This is a genomic window from Nocardia puris (genome assembly GCF_003315035.1).
Lineage (GTDB): Bacteria > Actinomycetota > Actinomycetes > Mycobacteriales > Mycobacteriaceae > Nocardia > Nocardia puris.
Genome location: NZ_QNRE01000001.1, coordinates 360,762 through 374,305, shown reverse-complemented (window position 1 = coordinate 374,305; position 13,544 = coordinate 360,762). Strand labels below are relative to the sequence as shown.

Below are 13,544 nucleotides of genomic sequence, written 5' to 3'. Positions count from 1 at the left end.
AGGGGGCACGGTGAGTTTCGGAGAACGGCTGAGCGACGCCGGATACGCGGCGGGTTGGCGCCTGGTGCGCGCGCTCCCGGAGCGTGCCGCGCGCAAACTCTTCGACTGGGGCGGTGAACGCGCGGCGCGCGACGGCGGCCCGGATCAGTTGCGGCGCAACCTCGCCCGCGTCCTCGGCGTCGCGCCCGCCGAGGTCCCCGACGACTTGATGCGCGCGAGCCTGCGCTCCTACGCGCGGTACTGGCGCGAGGCGTTCCGGCTGCCCACCATGGACCACGCGGCGCTGGGTTCCTCCCCGCTGCACCCGGTCGGCGGGCTCGAGCATCTGGACGCGGCGCTGGAACGCGGCCGCGGCGTGGTCTTCGTGCTCCCGCACTCCGGGAACTGGGATATGGCCGGGTTGTGGCTGGTGCAGAACTACGGCGGGCTCACCACCGTGGCGGAACGCCTGAAGCCGGAGTCGCTGTTCGAGCGGTTCGTCGCCTACCGGGAGAGCCTCGGCTTCGAGGTGTTCCCGCTGACCGGCGGTGAGCAGCCGCCTTTCGCGGTGCTCGCCGAGCGGCTGCGCCAGAACAAGATCGTCTGCCTGATGGGCGAGCGCGACCTCACCGGCAAGGGCGTGCCGGTCACCTTCTTCGGCGAGCGCACCTGGATGCCGGCCGGTGCGGCGAAACTGGCCATCGAGACGGGCGCCGCGTTATTGCCGGTGCACGCCTGGTACCGGGTCACCGACGACGGCACGGAGGCGTGGGGGCTGAAAACCGAAGCGCCGGTGGACGTCTCGGGTGGCGTCGCCGCCGCGACGCAGGCGCTGGCCGACCGGTTCGCGGCCAACATCGCCGAACATCCGGCTGACTGGCACATGCTGCAACCGCTCTGGGAGGGCGATCTGTCGCCCGAGCGGCTGGCCAGGATCGCGGCCGCGCAGGCCGAACTCGGGCGCCACACGGCGGGAGACGAGGCGTCGTGAAGATCGGGATGGTGTGCCCGTACTCCTTCGACGTCCCCGGCGGCGTGCAGGCGCACGTCGTGGAGCTGGCCCGGGTCCTCATCGAGCGCGGCCACAAGGTCAGCGTGCTCGCGCCGGCCTCGGAGGAGACGCCGCTGCCGGAGTTCGTGGTGTCGGCGGGGCGCGCGGTCGCCATTCCGTACAACGGCTCGGTCGCGCGACTCTCCTTCGGCCCCATGGCCTACACCCGCATCCGGCGCTGGATCGACGGCAACGACTTCGACGTGCTGCACATCCACGAGCCCAACGCGCCGAGCCTGTCCATGCTGGCGCTGAAGATCGCCGAGGGGCCGATCGTGGCCACCTTCCACACCTCCACCACGAAGTCCTTGGTGCTCAGTACTTTTCAGGGCGTGCTGCGGCCGTACCACGAGAAGATCAGCGGTCGGATCGCGGTGTCGGAGCTGGCCCGCCGCTGGCAGGTGGAGGCGCTGGGCTCCGACGCGGTGGAGATCCCCAACGGCGTCGACGTGGCGGCGTTCGCCCGTGCCCCCATGCTGGAGGGCTACCCGCGCGCGGGCGGCACGGTGCTGTTCCTCGGCCGCTACGACGAGCCGCGCAAAGGCATGGAGGTGCTGCTCGGCGCACTGCCCGAGCTGGTGCGCCGCCACCCGGAGCTGGAGATCCTCATCGTCGGGCGCGGTGACGAGGAGCGCCTGCGCCGCGAGGCCGGTCCGCACGCGCGCCACCTGCGCTTCCTCGGGCAGGTCTCCGACGAGGAGAAGGCCTCGGCCATGCGCAGCGCCGATGTGTACGTCGCGCCCAACCTGGGCGGCGAGAGCTTCGGCATCATCCTGATCGAGGCGATGGCGGCGGGCACCGCCGTGGTGGCCAGCGAGCTCGACGCCTTCCGCCGCGTGCTGCGCGACGGCGCGGCGGGTGTACTGGTCCCGGTGGGCGACGCGCCCGCGCTGGCCACCGCGATCGACGGGGTGCTCACCGACACCGCCCGGCGCGAGCGCCTTGTCCGCACCGCGAATCAGGTGGTCGGCGAATACGATTGGCCCGTGGTGGCCGAACAGATCCTGCGCGTCTACGAGACGGTCACCGTCGGCGACACGAGGGTCCGGGCCGCCGGATGATCACCTTCTCCGCCACCACGGTCCTCGTTCTCGCGCTGATCGCGGCCGTCGTCGTGGCGATCGGCCTGTGGGCCTACTCCACGGCCAACCGGCTCGACCGGCTGCACGTGCGCTCCGACCAGTCCTGGCACGCGCTGGAATCGGCGCTGGCCCGGCGCGCGGTGGTCGCGCGCTCGGTGGCCATGGCGATCGCCGGGCCGGTGTCGGATCCGGCGCTGGCCGAACAGGCCAAGCACCTGTCCGGGCTGGCCGACCGGGCCGAACGCGCCGACCGGGCCGAACGCGAGACCGTCGAGAACCAGCTGTCCGCCGCGCTGTCGGGGGTCGATATCGCGCAGTTGCGGCCCCAGCTGGTGGCCGAACTGGCCGATGCCGAGGCCAGGGTCCTGATCGCCCGCCGATTCCACAACGACGCCGTCCGCGACACGCTCGCCCTGCGCACCCGGCGCCCGGTGCGCTGGCTGCACCTGGGCGGCACCGCGCCGCTGCCCACCTACTTCGAGATCACCGAACGCGCCACCCCCGCCGCGTCCACCGGGCTCGAGGTCGACACGATCCGCACGTCGGCGCGCGTCGTGCTCCTCGACGAGCAGGACCGCGTGCTGCTGATGCGCGGCCACGACCCCAAGACGCCCGACGTGTCGTTCTGGTTCACCATCGGCGGCGGCGTGGAGCCGGGGGAGAGCCTGCGCGCGGCCGCCGTGCGGGAGCTGTGGGAGGAGACCGGGCACCGCGCCGATCCGGTGAGCCTGCGCGGCCCGATCTGGCGGCGGGTCGCCGTCTTCCCGTTCGACGGCGAACTGATCCGCGCCGAGGAGCTGTTCTTCGCGCTGCGCGTGCGCCAGTTCGATCCGGAGCCGGGCAACCTCACCCACGTCGAGCGCCGGTGCATCACCGGGCACCGCTGGTGCACGCCCGAGGAGATCCGGGCCATCGACGCCACCGGCGAGACCGTCTACCCGTACCACCTGGACGAACTCCTGCCCGAGGCCGCCGCCGTCGCGTCGGGCAACGACGATCCCGAGGTCCGCTCCATCCGCTGAGCGCTCCGCGCCGCCCTGTGATCCGCTTCACTTCGTGATAGCTTCGGGACTGGATCGCGCCGCCGCGGGTAGCCCAGCTGCGGGCGGCGCGGTGGTACCGGAGCCGCTGCTCCCCGTCGACGTGGAGCGGTCCGTTTCGCTGGTGTGGAGGGATGTAGTTCATGTCGTACCTGCTGTTCGATTTCCTGTTGCCGATCCTGGGTCCGGCCGCCGCCGAGTATTGGGCGCAGCTGCTGGTGATCGATCCGGTCTGATTCCGGTGATCCGCCGTCGACGGCGGCGGATGCGGCGAACGGGAGCGGTGGACCGAGCGGGTGCGCCGGGGGACCAGTCCAGTGGTCTCCAACTGGCTATCAAGTGGCATTTCGGGCGGGCCTAGAATTGGCTCGTTCCTCGATCCGCGCGACCCGATAGGCGCCCATGACACAGGAGTTTGCCGTGACCACGCCCGAGCCCACCACCACCGTCGGCACCGCCCGCGTCAAGCGCGGCATGGCCGAAATGCTCAAGGGCGGGGTGATCATGGACGTCGTCACCCCGGAGCAGGCCAAGATCGCCGAGGACGCCGGCGCGGTCGCGGTCATGGCGCTCGAGCGGGTCCCCGCCGACATCCGCGCCCAGGGCGGCGTGTCCCGGATGAGCGATCCGGACATGATCGACGGCATCATCAACGCCGTGTCCATCCCGGTGATGGCCAAGGCCCGCATCGGTCACTTCGTGGAGGCGCAGATCCTGCAGAGCCTCGGCGTCGACTACATCGACGAGTCCGAGGTGCTCACCCCCGCCGACTACACCAACCACATCGACAAGTGGAACTTCACCGTTCCCTTCGTCTGTGGCGCGACCAACCTGGGCGAGGCGCTTCGCCGCATCACCGAAGGCGCGGCCATGATCCGCTCCAAGGGCGAGGCCGGCACCGGTGACGTGTCCAACGCGACCACCCACATGCGCCAGATCCGCCAGGAGATCCGCAAGCTGGCCGCGCTGCCCGCCGACGAGCTGTACGTGGCGGCCAAGGAACTGCAGGCCCCCTACGAGCTGGTCCGCGAGGTCGCCGAGACCGGCAAGCTGCCCGTGGTGTTGTTCACCGCCGGCGGTATCGCCACCCCCGCCGACGCGGCGATGATGATGCAGCTCGGCGCTGAGGGCGTGTTCGTGGGCTCCGGCATCTTCAAGTCGGGCAACCCGGAACAGCGCGCGGCCGCGATCGTGAAGGCCACCACCTTCCACGACGACCCCGACGTGCTGGCGAAGGTGTCGCGCGGGCTGGGCGAGGCCATGGTGGGCATCAACGTGGAGGAGATCGCGCAGCCGCACCGGCTCGCCGAGCGCGGTTGGTGAACAGGTTTCGACGCCCGGTCACGGAGGTTTCCGCGGCCGGGCGTTCGCGTGTCCGGGTTCGACTCTTGGGCCGGTCACACGGCGGTCTCAGAGTTTCCACAGAGCCGCCGGATAGCGTCGGGCGCGGTGCCGATGACGTCCGCTGGCCCCGCGCGGGCGCGACACGGCGCGATGACGCAGCCGGGGCGACGCGACCCGATTCGAACGCAAAGGACGACAGTTGATGTTTCGCAGGACCGGAAAGATCGCGATCGCAGGCCTGGCGGCCGTGGCGGCGCTGAGCCTGGCCGCGTGCGGCAGCGACGACGGGGGCGACGACACACCCACCACCACGACCACGTCGGCGACCGCCCAGGCCACCACCACGCAGGCGGAGAACACGCCGGCGGTGCCGTCGGTGGCGGATCTGAACGCGCAGTTGCAGCGCGCGCTCGACCCGGCCGTGCCCAACGAGGAGAAGCTCGACATGGTGCAGGGCGTCGAGGCGGATCCGGAACTGCCGGGTCGCTTGGCGCAGGCATACACCGACACCGGCGCCACCATCGAGGTCACCGACGTCACGGCGTACGGAAATGTGGTCAACGCGAAGGCGAAGGTCGTCCTCAACGGCCAGGAGAACATCGTGGATGTCCCCTTCGTCGCCGAGGACGGCAAGTGGAAGGTCCAGAAGGACTGGGCTTGCCAGATGCTCACCGCGTTCGGTCAGCAGTCGGTGGCCTGCACCGCCTGATGCGAGCCGAATAACCAAGCGCTCCAACGAACCCGGTCGTGCGTGGCCGGGTTCCGTGCCGTTCGGGGGATATTCGGACGACACCGCCCGCACCGCCTGCGAGCATGGTCGGGTGACAGCGGAGCTTCCCCATTTTCACGGTGATTTCGAGGCGCATGTTACCGTGCGCGTCGACGACCCGGCCGACGCGCTGGAGCGGCACGCGGCGGCGCACGGTGCGAAGTTCGTCCACATCGCCTTGGCCGGAGGTCGGGTGCCCGTGCAGCCGATGTTCACCCTTCGGCGCTCGGGTTCCCTTGTGGCCGTGCGTGATTCGGTGCGAGATTTCGCGGAAGGCGTGGTGGCGGCCGGTTTCGGCGTGACGCGGGTGAAGATCGAGGCGACACCGTGGGCGGCCGGTGTGCCGCGCACCGACGCCGCGGGATTCGCGCTGGGGGAGCGGTTCTACTTCGAGCATCACATCAAGCTGCTGCTCGGCCGGGAACTGTCCCTCTTCGACTACAGCACTGTCGAATTGGTTATCGGACTGCGGGAAGTGCTGGGACACAAGGAATTCACGCCGAATATGGTCACCGAACTCGTGCACTCGGAGTGCGGGGCGGGGCGCACCGATCGCATCGATCCGCGCGAGATCGCCGCATAGATCGCACAGGACAGGGGAAGCGAGTCATGACGGTTACGCCGTGGGATCGGAGGAGGACGGGGCAATGGCCCGCCGACGAGGTGGCGGCAATATTCGAGCGGTGAGGTCGGCGCGCTCTGCCGGGCGTGGGATGGAGGGTGGAGCCGGATGCCTCGGGCGGCACCCGGTTGTCGCGCCGAGATCGCCGCTCGCTCACCTCGTGCCCATCCCCGAAGAGTCGCAGCGGCATCCACGGTCAGGTCGGAGGTGGGTCCGTACCATTCGTCGAGGACTCGTCGGAGTCGGTTGCCCCGGTGGAGCTTTCGCGAAGCGCCGCGGTCCACAGCCGGATCATCGTCTCGACGCAGTCTTCCACGCTGCTGCCGGGCGGTGGGTCGAGAACAACTCCGTGGACCTGGGCTTCGACGCCCTGGGTGCAATCCTCCGGCTCCACGGAGCCTGCCCGGTCCGGCTCACCCACCCCGGCGCCGACCGCTGGACCTCGACCGCCGTCAGCCGCGCGTTCTTCGACCGCATCACCGCCCCAACCCGCTTCATCGAACTCGAAGGCGCGGGCCACTTCCCGGTGAAGCGCCCCGGCATCGACCAATTGATCAGCGCGCTCGTCGAACTACGCGACCTGGTCGCCGACGCGACCGCGGGCCCACACACCTCCTGAGAGCGCCGCACGGCCGAAACCCGGCCTCACTCACGTCGCAGCGCCGCCCGGTCCGGGTGGTCCCAGCGCACGAAATAGTCTGGTACCTCCGGGTTTTCGTCCGCGTGCGCGCCCAGCGCGGGGATGGTCCACTGTTCGCTGTCCGGGGTGTTGCGCCGCAGCGCCGCCGGGCCGAGGTCGAGGTGGACGGTCAAGTCGAAGGGGAGGGAGCGGCCCAGGAGCATCGGGCCCGCGAGGAAGAGGACCGTGTCGGTGGGGGCGGTGCGCACGGCGACGCGGGCGGAGCGGTCGGTGGACTCGTCCCAGAGGGCGGGCAGCCAGCGGCCGTGCGCGCGCAGCGCGTCGAGCACTTCGCGGCGCAGCGCGTCGTAGTCGAACCATGCTGTGCGGTAGGAGAATTCGTCCTCGCGCCCGTACTCCATGCGCAGCGAGGCCGGGCGCACGTAGTCGTGTGTCGAGACCACCTCGGCGGTGCGGCCGGTGTCGCGCACGGCCCGCGCGGCCTCGTGCGCGAAGTCGGCGGGTCGGGCGGCGTCGGCCCCGTCGATCGCGACAACGCGCCGCCCCGGCAAGTCGTGGAGGCGGACGATCAGCAGGTCGGCGAGCCCGCGCGGGGTGATGGGTGCGAAATGCGGCACGCCTCCATCACAGCAGACCGCCCCACCGCGTCTCCGATCGCGGAACAGACCCCTACGCCGGGGCAACAGGTGGGCGAACGGGGCGAATCGGATGCCGCGGGTTAACCTCAGCGCATGGCGACAATCGAAGAGGCATTGGAGATCGAGCGCCTGGAGCGGGACATCTTCCGGGGCGCGTCCCCGAAGACCCAGCTCGCGCGCACCTTCGGCGGTCAGGTCGCCGGTCAGGCCCTGGTGTCGGCGGTGCGCACGGTGGAGCCGCGTTTCCAGGTGCATTCACTGCACGGCTACTTCCTGCGGCCGGGCAATCCGCAGGAGCGCACCGTCTACCTGGTCGAGCGCATCCGCGACGGCCGGTCCTTCTGCACCCGCCGCGTCACCGGCGTGCAGGACGGCGCGGCGATCTTCATGATGTCGGCCTCGTTCCACGTCGGCGACGACGGGCCGGTCCACCAGGACGTGATGCCCGAGGTGCCCGCGCCGGACGACCTGCCCGACGCGCAGACCTCGCTGAGCCCCGAGCGGCTGTGGGCCATGCGCGAATGGGAGCACTGGGACATCCGCATCGTGCCGCAGGAGTCGGTGGCGCGGCGCGACGGTTCGGTCGCCCAGCAGCAGGTGTGGTTCCGGTACCGCCACCCGCTGCCCGACGATCCGCTGTTCCACGTCTGCACGCTCGCGTACATGAGCGATATGACGCTGCTCGGCTCGTCCAAGGTCATCCACCCCGGTGAACCCACCCAGGACGCCTCGCTCGACCACGCCATGTGGTTCCTGCGCCCGTTCCGCGCCGACGACTGGCTGCTCTACGACCAGTCCTCCCCGGCCGCGGGCTTCGGGCGCGCGCTCACCGGCGGCCGCATCTTCAACCGGGCGGGCGACCTCGTCGCGGCCGTCGTGCAGGAAGGGCTCATCCGCACGCCCCGCCAGTGAGCGAAGCGTGAGCGGGCCCACACCGCCGGGACTCGTAAGCTCGTCGGGGTGAACGCATCCCCGGTCGCCACCCCCGCCGCCGACGCGCGGCCCGCGTCGCGCCCCACCATCGGTGTGCTGGCACTGCAGGGCGACGTGCGTGAACACGTCGCGGCGCTGGCGCACTGCGGTGCCGAGCCGGTGCTGGTGCGCCGCCCCGAGGAGCTGGCCGCCGTCGACGGACTGGTCATCCCCGGCGGGGAGTCCACCGCCATCAGCAATCTGCTGGTCGCGTTCGACCTGCTCGAACCGCTGCGCGCCCGCCTGCGCGCGGGCATGCCCGCCTACGGTTCGTGCGCGGGCATGATCCTGCTCGCCTCCGAGGTGCTCGACACCCGGCCCGACGCCGAGCACCTGTCGGGCATCGATATGACGGTGCGCCGCAACGCGTTCGGCCGCCAGGTCGACTCCTTCGAGGTCGATCTGGACTTCGACGGCGTCGAGGGCGGGCCGGTGCGCGCCGTCTTCATCCGCGCCCCCTGGGTGGAGCGCGCGGGCGACGACGTGCAGGTGCTGGCCACCGTGCCGTCCGGGCCGTTCGCCGGGCGCATCGTGGCGGTGCGGCAGGGCGCGGTGGTGGCCACCGCGTTCCACCCCGAGGTCACCGGCGACCTGCGGGTGCACGGCCTGTTCGTCGATATCGTGCGCGGCGCGTAGTCCCGCGCCCCACCTGCGCGTTCGCCCGCGATCCCGGCGGCGGAACGGGTACGCGAGTACTCGCGTCCGGGGCGTGGCGGCGGCGCATCATCACTTCTCATCCGGGCGATCCCGACCGACCCGGACGTGAAGGAACCCCATCATGACCGACGTCATCACCGCACCCCGTGCGGACGAACCCGTGCCCGCCGAGGCGCGGATCTGCAATCTGGTCCCCTCCCGTGACACCGCCCGGGACTGGACGTTCGCCGACGCCCTGACCGTCGGCGCGCTCGGCGCCGTCGCGGCGCTGCCCGACAGCGTCGACCTGCGCCGCGACTGGTGGACCATCGGCGACCAGGAGGACACCGGCTCCTGCGTCGGCTGGGCCACCGGCGACGGACTGCTGCGCTACCACCTGGTCACCGCGGGCCGGGTGCCCCAGGACGCGCATCTCGCCGCGGTTCGTGTGGATGGCATCGAAGGAGACCGACGGCTTCTCGCAGCGCCCGGAGACGTTCATCGAGGGCGCGGGCACCGAATTGAAGGCCGCCGTGGAGGTGTGCAAGCGCTATGGCGTGGTCGAGGAGAGCTTGCTGCCGTTCCATATCGCCACCAAGATGTACCGGGGGCAGGAGAACACCTTCTGGGCGCACGCGGCGGGCAAGCGTATCGCCTCCTACTTCAATGTGGGCGTCAACCTCTCGCACTGGCGCGCCGTGCTCGCCGACGGCAAACCCATCCTGGCCGGCTTCCTCGTGGACGACACCTGGGACGGCGCGACCGCGGCGGGCGGCTTCCTGGAGGAGTTCGCGCACGGCACCGCGCGCGGCGGGCACGCCGTCGCGATCGTCGGCTACCTGGCCAGCGGGCACTTCGTCATCCGCAACAGCTGGGGCACCGCCTGGGGCGACGAGGGCTTCGCCTACGCCTCCCCGAAGTACATCCGGGACGCCTTCTTCCCGGAGGCGTACGTGGTTTCGCTGTGAGGCGACGCGGGCCGGCCCGGGGCGTCCACTAGGCTGGTGGAATTCTTCAGCCACCGACCTCGAAGGAAGTAGGGAATGAGCGGCCACTCCAAATGGGCCACCACCAAGCACAAGAAGGCCGCGATCGATGCCAAGCGGGGCAAGCTCTTCGCGAAGCTGATCAAGAACATCGAGGTGGCGGCCCGCACGGGTGGCGGTGATCCGGATGGCAACCCGACGCTGTACGACGCCATCCAGAAGGCCAAGAAGTCGTCGGTGCCCAATGACAATATCGAGCGCGCGCGCAAGCGCGGCGGCGGTGAGGAAGCGGGCGGCGCCGACTGGCAGACCATCATGTACGAGGGCTACGGCCCCAACGGTGTCGCCGTGCTGATCGAGTGCCTCACCGACAACCGCAACCGCGCCGCGGGCGAGGTGCGCGTCGCGATGACCCGCAACGGCGGCAACATGGCCGATCCGGGTTCGGTGGCCTACCTGTTCACCCGCAAGGGCGTAGTCACCCTGGACAAGAACGGCCTGTCCGAGGACGACGTGCTGCTCGCGGTGCTGGACGCGGGCGCCGAAGAGGTCAACGACCTGGGCGAGTCGTTCGAGATCATCAGCGAGCCCGGTGATCTGGTCGCCGTGCGGTCGGCGTTGCAGGCCGCGGGCATCGACTACGACTCGGCCGAGTCCGGCTTCCAGCCGTCGGTGTCGGTCGCGGTGGACGTGGACGGCGCGCGCAAGGTGATCAAGCTGATCGACGCACTCGAGGACAGCGACGACGTGCAGAACGTCTACACCAACGTCGACATCCCCGACGACGTCCTCGCCCAGCTCGAGGACTGAGCGTTTCCGCTCGCGAGCCCCGGTCCGCACAGGGCCGGGGCTCGCGGCGTCTTCCGGTCAGGCGTCGAGCTGGGCTCGGAAGTGCTCGGACTGGGCCGGGTAGTAGTCCTCGAACACGGGCAGTGTCCCGCCTTCCCGCGCGGCGGTGAGTGCGTCGAGGTAGTACTCCCAGCCGGGGCCCACCTCGCCCGCCTGTTTCGCGGTGTCGGCGTCCAAGTGATGCACGAACCTCAGCTCGGTCCGGTCGCCGTGCTCGGTGAGCGTGAGTTCCAGCCGCCAGTTGCCGGACTCGTCGGCGCTGGAGAGGGCCAGGTGGCGCGGCGGTGCGCACGCGTCGATCGTCATGGTGACGGTCGGCTGCCCTTCTTCGAACAGCAGGCGCACCGCGACCTCGCGGCCCGGCCCCGCCTCGCCCTCCCAGGAGCCGTACCAGCGCGCGGTGCGCTCGGATTCGGTGACGCTCGCCCACACGTCCTCGATCGGGGCGCGATAGGTCCTGGTGAGGACGAGATCGTGGCCTTGTTCGGTGGGGATCAGGCGGCCGGTGGGGGTGGGTGTCATGCGAAATCCTTTCGGGGGAAGTCAGTTTCGCGACGCGAGTCGTCTGGGCGTGGTTATGCGGTGTTTTTCCTGGGGGTGGCCGGTCGGCCGGAGTCGTGCTTCGGGCCTGCCGGTTTCGCCCGAGTTCCCTGGACACCGGGGGCGGTCGGATTCGCCGGGCTGTCGGCGGATTGCGCGCTGCCCGCGCGAGGCTGGTCATCCGCGCGCGGGGTGCCGCGCACGCGGTCGCGCTTGGTGCGGTGCACCTCGGTGGCCAGCGCGTCCAATCGCTGCTCCCAAACGCCCGCCACGCCGAAGCGCGCGATCCAGCCGGCGAGTTCGCCGAGCGGCGCGGCGTCGAGCTCGTAGTAACGCCGCCTGCCGCTGAGTTCGTCACGGACGAGCCCGCTTTCGCGCAGCACGCGCAGATGCCTGCTGATCGCGGGCCGGCTGACGTCGAACCGTCCCGCGATCTCGCCCGCGGTGAGCCGCCCGTCCCGCAGCATCTCCAGGATCGCGCGGCGAATCGGATCCGCGATGGCGGCGGCTACCTCGTCCACGAGTAAAGCGTAACCAATTGGTTACGCATTGTCGAGGGTCGAGGGCTCGTGGTCCGGTCGGAAGGTGCTGGCGGCCGACGATCGGGCGGGGCAGAATCCGGGGCATGACCACCGTGGAACTCGTCCGGGGTGACATCACGCGGCAGGCGGTCGACGCGATCGTCAACGCCGCGAACTCGTCGCTGCTCGGCGGTGGGGGAGTGGACGGCGCGATCCACCGTGTGGGCGGCCCGCGCATCCTGGCCGAATGCCGCGATCTGCGGGCCTCCCACTACGGTCGCGGGCTGCCGACCGGTCAGGCCGTCGCGACCACCGCCGGGGAACTGCCCGCGCGCTGGGTGATCCACACCGTCGGACCCGTCTGGTCGGAGCGGGAGGACCGCTCGGACCTGCTCGCCTCGTGCTATCGCGAATCCCTGCGCGTGGCAGACGAACTCGGCGCGCTCACCGTCGCGTTCCCCGCCATCTCCACGGGCATCTACCGCTGGCCCATCGACGACGGCGCGCGCATCGCGATCGAAACCGTCCGCGCGGCGGGCTCGGCCGTCGACACTGTGCGGTTCGTGCTCTTCGACGCCCGCGCCTACCACGCCTTCGACGCGGCGGTCCGGGCGTAGCGGCCGTGTCGCTGGTGACCGCGCACCGCACCCTCCGCTAAACTCTCGAACAGTTGTTCGTGTCTGCGAGAGGGGTTTTCGTGCGGGTGATGGGCGTCGACCCCGGGCTCACCCGGTGCGGCCTCAGCCTCGTGGAGGGCGGACAGGGGCGCACCGTCACCGCGATCGCCGTCGACGTGGTGCGCACCCCGCCCGATCTGGACCTCGCACACCGGCTGCTGCGTGTCGCCGACGCCGCCGAGGAGTGGATGGACACCCACCGCCCGTCGGCCGTCGCGATCGAGCGGGTGTTCGCTCAGCACAACGTGCGCACCGCCATGGGCACCGCGCAGGCGGGCGGCGTCATCGCGCTGGCCGCCGCGCGCCGCGGCATCCCGGTGGCCTTCCACACCCCGAGCGAGGTGAAGGCCGCCGTCACCGGCAACGGCAGCGCCGACAAGGCGCAGGTGACCGCGATGGTCACCCGGCTGCTCGGCCTGAAGGTCGCGCCGAAACCCGCCGACGCGGCGGATGCGCTGGCCCTGGCCATCTGTCATTGTTGGCGGGCGCCGCTGCTGGCGCGGATGGCCGCCGCCGAGGCGAAGGCCGCCGAGGCGCGGCGGCGCTACACCGAACGACTGGCCGAACAACGGAAGGCGGTGCGCGGGTGATCGCGTCGGTACGCGGCGAGGTGCTGGAGATCGCGCTCGACCACGCGGTGGTGGAGGCCGCCGGCGTCGGCTACCGGCTCAACGCCACCCCCGCCACGCTGGCCACACTCACCCGAGGCGCGGAGGTGCGCCTCTACACGGCGATGATCGTGCGCGAGGACTCCATGACCCTCTACGGTTTCGCCGACACCGAGGCCCGCGACCTGTTCGGCCTGCTGCAAACCGTCTCCGGCGTCGGCCCCCGGCTGGCCATGGCGGTGCTCGCCGTGCTCGAACCCGAAGCCCTGCGCAAGGCGCTCGCCGAGAGCAATGTCGCCGCGCTGACGAGGGTTCCCGGCATCGGCAAGCGCGGCGCCGAGCGCATGGTGGTGGAGTTGCGCGACAAGGTGGATCTCGTTCCGGTGCAGGCGGGTCCGCCCGGCAGCGCGCAGGCGCCCGTGCTCACGCCCGTGCGCGACCAGGTCGTGGAGGCGCTCGTCGGACTGGGCTTTCCCGCCAAACAGGCCGAGCCGTCGGTGGACGCCGTCCTGGCCGAACAGCCCGCCGCCGACACCGCCACCGCGCTGCGCGCCGCCCTGTCCACCCTCGGCAAGAACCGGTAGGACGCG

Annotated in this window: 17 protein-coding genes; 14 read left to right on the top strand and 3 right to left on the bottom strand. The window is 70.9% G+C overall.

Annotated elements, in window-relative coordinates; all coding sequences use genetic code 11:
* The first annotated feature begins 10 nt into the window (after window positions 1-10).
* The 7 genes from DFR74_RS01710 to DFR74_RS01680 all read left to right on the top strand — a co-directional run bounded on the left by DFR74_RS01710 (window position 11) and on the right by DFR74_RS01680 (window position 6,506).
* Window positions 11-970 (top strand): phosphatidylinositol mannoside acyltransferase, encoded by a 960-nt coding sequence (locus tag DFR74_RS01710; protein ID WP_067504174.1) that lies wholly within the window; start codon window positions 11-13, stop codon window positions 968-970.
* Window positions 967-2,091, top strand: a complete 1,125-nt coding sequence (locus DFR74_RS01705) for a glycosyltransferase family 4 protein (protein ID WP_067504171.1) — start codon at window positions 967-969, stop codon at window positions 2,089-2,091. Before DFR74_RS01710 ends, DFR74_RS01705 begins: the two co-directional genes overlap by 4 nt.
* Window positions 2,091-3,134, top strand: a complete 1,044-nt coding sequence (locus tag DFR74_RS01700; RefSeq protein WP_067504311.1) for an NUDIX hydrolase — start codon at window positions 2,091-2,093, stop codon at window positions 3,132-3,134. Before DFR74_RS01705 ends, DFR74_RS01700 begins: the two co-directional genes overlap by 1 nt.
* A 420-nt stretch (window positions 3,135-3,554) precedes the next feature.
* Window positions 3,555-4,475 (top strand): pyridoxal 5'-phosphate synthase lyase subunit PdxS, encoded by a 921-nt coding sequence (gene pdxS, locus DFR74_RS01695; RefSeq protein ID WP_067504169.1) that lies wholly within the window; start codon window positions 3,555-3,557, stop codon window positions 4,473-4,475.
* Window positions 4,476-4,698: 223 nt separating this feature from the next.
* Entirely contained in the window at window positions 4,699-5,205 is a 507-nt protein-coding gene (locus tag DFR74_RS01690) for a hypothetical protein (protein WP_067504167.1), read from the top strand.
* Between the two features lie 112 nt (window positions 5,206-5,317).
* On the top strand, window positions 5,318-5,848 hold the full coding sequence (locus DFR74_RS01685; RefSeq protein ID WP_147265722.1) for a hypothetical protein: 531 nt from the start codon (window positions 5,318-5,320) through the stop codon (window positions 5,846-5,848).
* 388 nt (window positions 5,849-6,236) lie between these two features.
* Window positions 6,237-6,506: an alpha/beta fold hydrolase gene (locus tag DFR74_RS01680; RefSeq protein ID WP_067504162.1), complete on the top strand. Its 270-nt coding sequence runs from the start codon at window positions 6,237-6,239 to the stop codon at window positions 6,504-6,506.
* 26 nt (window positions 6,507-6,532) lie between these two features.
* Here DFR74_RS01680 and DFR74_RS01675 read toward each other — a convergent pair whose 3' ends face one another.
* Window positions 6,533-7,144, bottom strand: a complete 612-nt coding sequence (locus DFR74_RS01675; protein WP_067504159.1) for a nucleoside/nucleotide kinase family protein — start codon at window positions 7,142-7,144, stop codon at window positions 6,533-6,535.
* Window positions 7,145-7,258: 114 nt separating this feature from the next.
* Here DFR74_RS01675 and DFR74_RS01670 point away from each other — a divergent pair, with 114 nt between their 5' ends.
* The 4 genes from DFR74_RS01670 to DFR74_RS01655 all read left to right on the top strand — a co-directional run bounded on the left by DFR74_RS01670 (window position 7,259) and on the right by DFR74_RS01655 (window position 10,569).
* Window positions 7,259-8,077, top strand: a complete 819-nt coding sequence (locus DFR74_RS01670) for an acyl-CoA thioesterase (protein ID WP_067504156.1) — start codon at window positions 7,259-7,261, stop codon at window positions 8,075-8,077.
* A gap of 48 nt (window positions 8,078-8,125) precedes the next feature.
* Entirely contained in the window at window positions 8,126-8,773 is a 648-nt protein-coding gene (gene pdxT / locus DFR74_RS01665; protein WP_067504153.1) for a pyridoxal 5'-phosphate synthase glutaminase subunit PdxT, read from the top strand.
* A 452-nt stretch (window positions 8,774-9,225) separates the two neighbouring features.
* Window positions 9,226-9,741 carry a C1 family peptidase gene (locus DFR74_RS36550; protein ID WP_067504135.1) on the top strand — a complete coding sequence of 172 codons (516 nt, stop codon included), beginning with the start codon at window positions 9,226-9,228 and terminating at the stop codon, window positions 9,739-9,741.
* A 75-nt stretch (window positions 9,742-9,816) separates the two neighbouring features.
* The gene (locus DFR74_RS01655) at window positions 9,817-10,569 is read left to right on the top strand and encodes a YebC/PmpR family DNA-binding transcriptional regulator (RefSeq protein WP_067504132.1); all 753 of its coding nucleotides are present in this window, start codon (window positions 9,817-9,819) and stop codon (window positions 10,567-10,569) included.
* 57 nt (window positions 10,570-10,626) lie between these two features.
* On the opposite strand, the gene DFR74_RS01650 is transcribed toward DFR74_RS01655, so the two are convergent.
* Window positions 10,627-11,130: an SRPBCC family protein gene (locus tag DFR74_RS01650; RefSeq protein ID WP_067504129.1), complete on the bottom strand. Its 504-nt coding sequence runs from the start codon at window positions 11,128-11,130 to the stop codon at window positions 10,627-10,629.
* 53 nt (window positions 11,131-11,183) lie between these two features.
* Entirely contained in the window at window positions 11,184-11,669 is a 486-nt protein-coding gene (locus DFR74_RS01645; protein ID WP_084537352.1) for a metalloregulator ArsR/SmtB family transcription factor, read from the bottom strand.
* A gap of 104 nt (window positions 11,670-11,773) precedes the next feature.
* Here DFR74_RS01645 and DFR74_RS01640 point away from each other — a divergent pair, with 104 nt between their 5' ends.
* The 3 genes from DFR74_RS01640 (at window position 11,774) to ruvA (ending at window position 13,538) form a co-directional block, all read left to right on the top strand.
* The gene (locus tag DFR74_RS01640) at window positions 11,774-12,286 is read left to right on the top strand and encodes an O-acetyl-ADP-ribose deacetylase (protein ID WP_067504126.1); all 513 of its coding nucleotides are present in this window, start codon (window positions 11,774-11,776) and stop codon (window positions 12,284-12,286) included.
* A gap of 80 nt (window positions 12,287-12,366) precedes the next feature.
* Complete coding sequence (gene ruvC / locus DFR74_RS01635) at window positions 12,367-12,936, top strand: crossover junction endodeoxyribonuclease RuvC (RefSeq protein ID WP_067504123.1); 570 nt, start codon at window positions 12,367-12,369, stop codon at window positions 12,934-12,936.
* Window positions 12,933-13,538 carry a Holliday junction branch migration protein RuvA gene (ruvA, locus tag DFR74_RS01630; protein ID WP_067504120.1) on the top strand — a complete coding sequence of 202 codons (606 nt, stop codon included), beginning with the start codon at window positions 12,933-12,935 and terminating at the stop codon, window positions 13,536-13,538. The genes ruvC and ruvA overlap by 4 nt, the downstream gene beginning before the upstream one ends.
* Window positions 13,539-13,544 lie beyond the last annotated feature (6 nt).

Coding starts and splice junctions, on each gene's coding strand:
- pdxS (WP_067504169.1), top strand. CDS start 3,555: ATGACACAGGAGTTTGCCGTGACCACGCCCGAGCCCACCACCACCGTC.
- DFR74_RS01690 (WP_067504167.1), top strand. CDS start 4,699: ATGTTTCGCAGGACCGGAAAGATCGCGATCGCAGGCCTGGCGGCCGTG.
- DFR74_RS01670 (WP_067504156.1), top strand. CDS start 7,259: ATGGCGACAATCGAAGAGGCATTGGAGATCGAGCGCCTGGAGCGGGAC.
- DFR74_RS36550 (WP_067504135.1), top strand. CDS start 9,226: ATGGCATCGAAGGAGACCGACGGCTTCTCGCAGCGCCCGGAGACGTTC.
- DFR74_RS01655 (WP_067504132.1), top strand. CDS start 9,817: ATGAGCGGCCACTCCAAATGGGCCACCACCAAGCACAAGAAGGCCGCG.
- DFR74_RS01650 (WP_067504129.1), bottom strand. CDS start 11,130: ATGACACCCACCCCCACCGGCCGCCTGATCCCCACCGAACAAGGCCAC.
- DFR74_RS01640 (WP_067504126.1), top strand. CDS start 11,774: ATGACCACCGTGGAACTCGTCCGGGGTGACATCACGCGGCAGGCGGTC.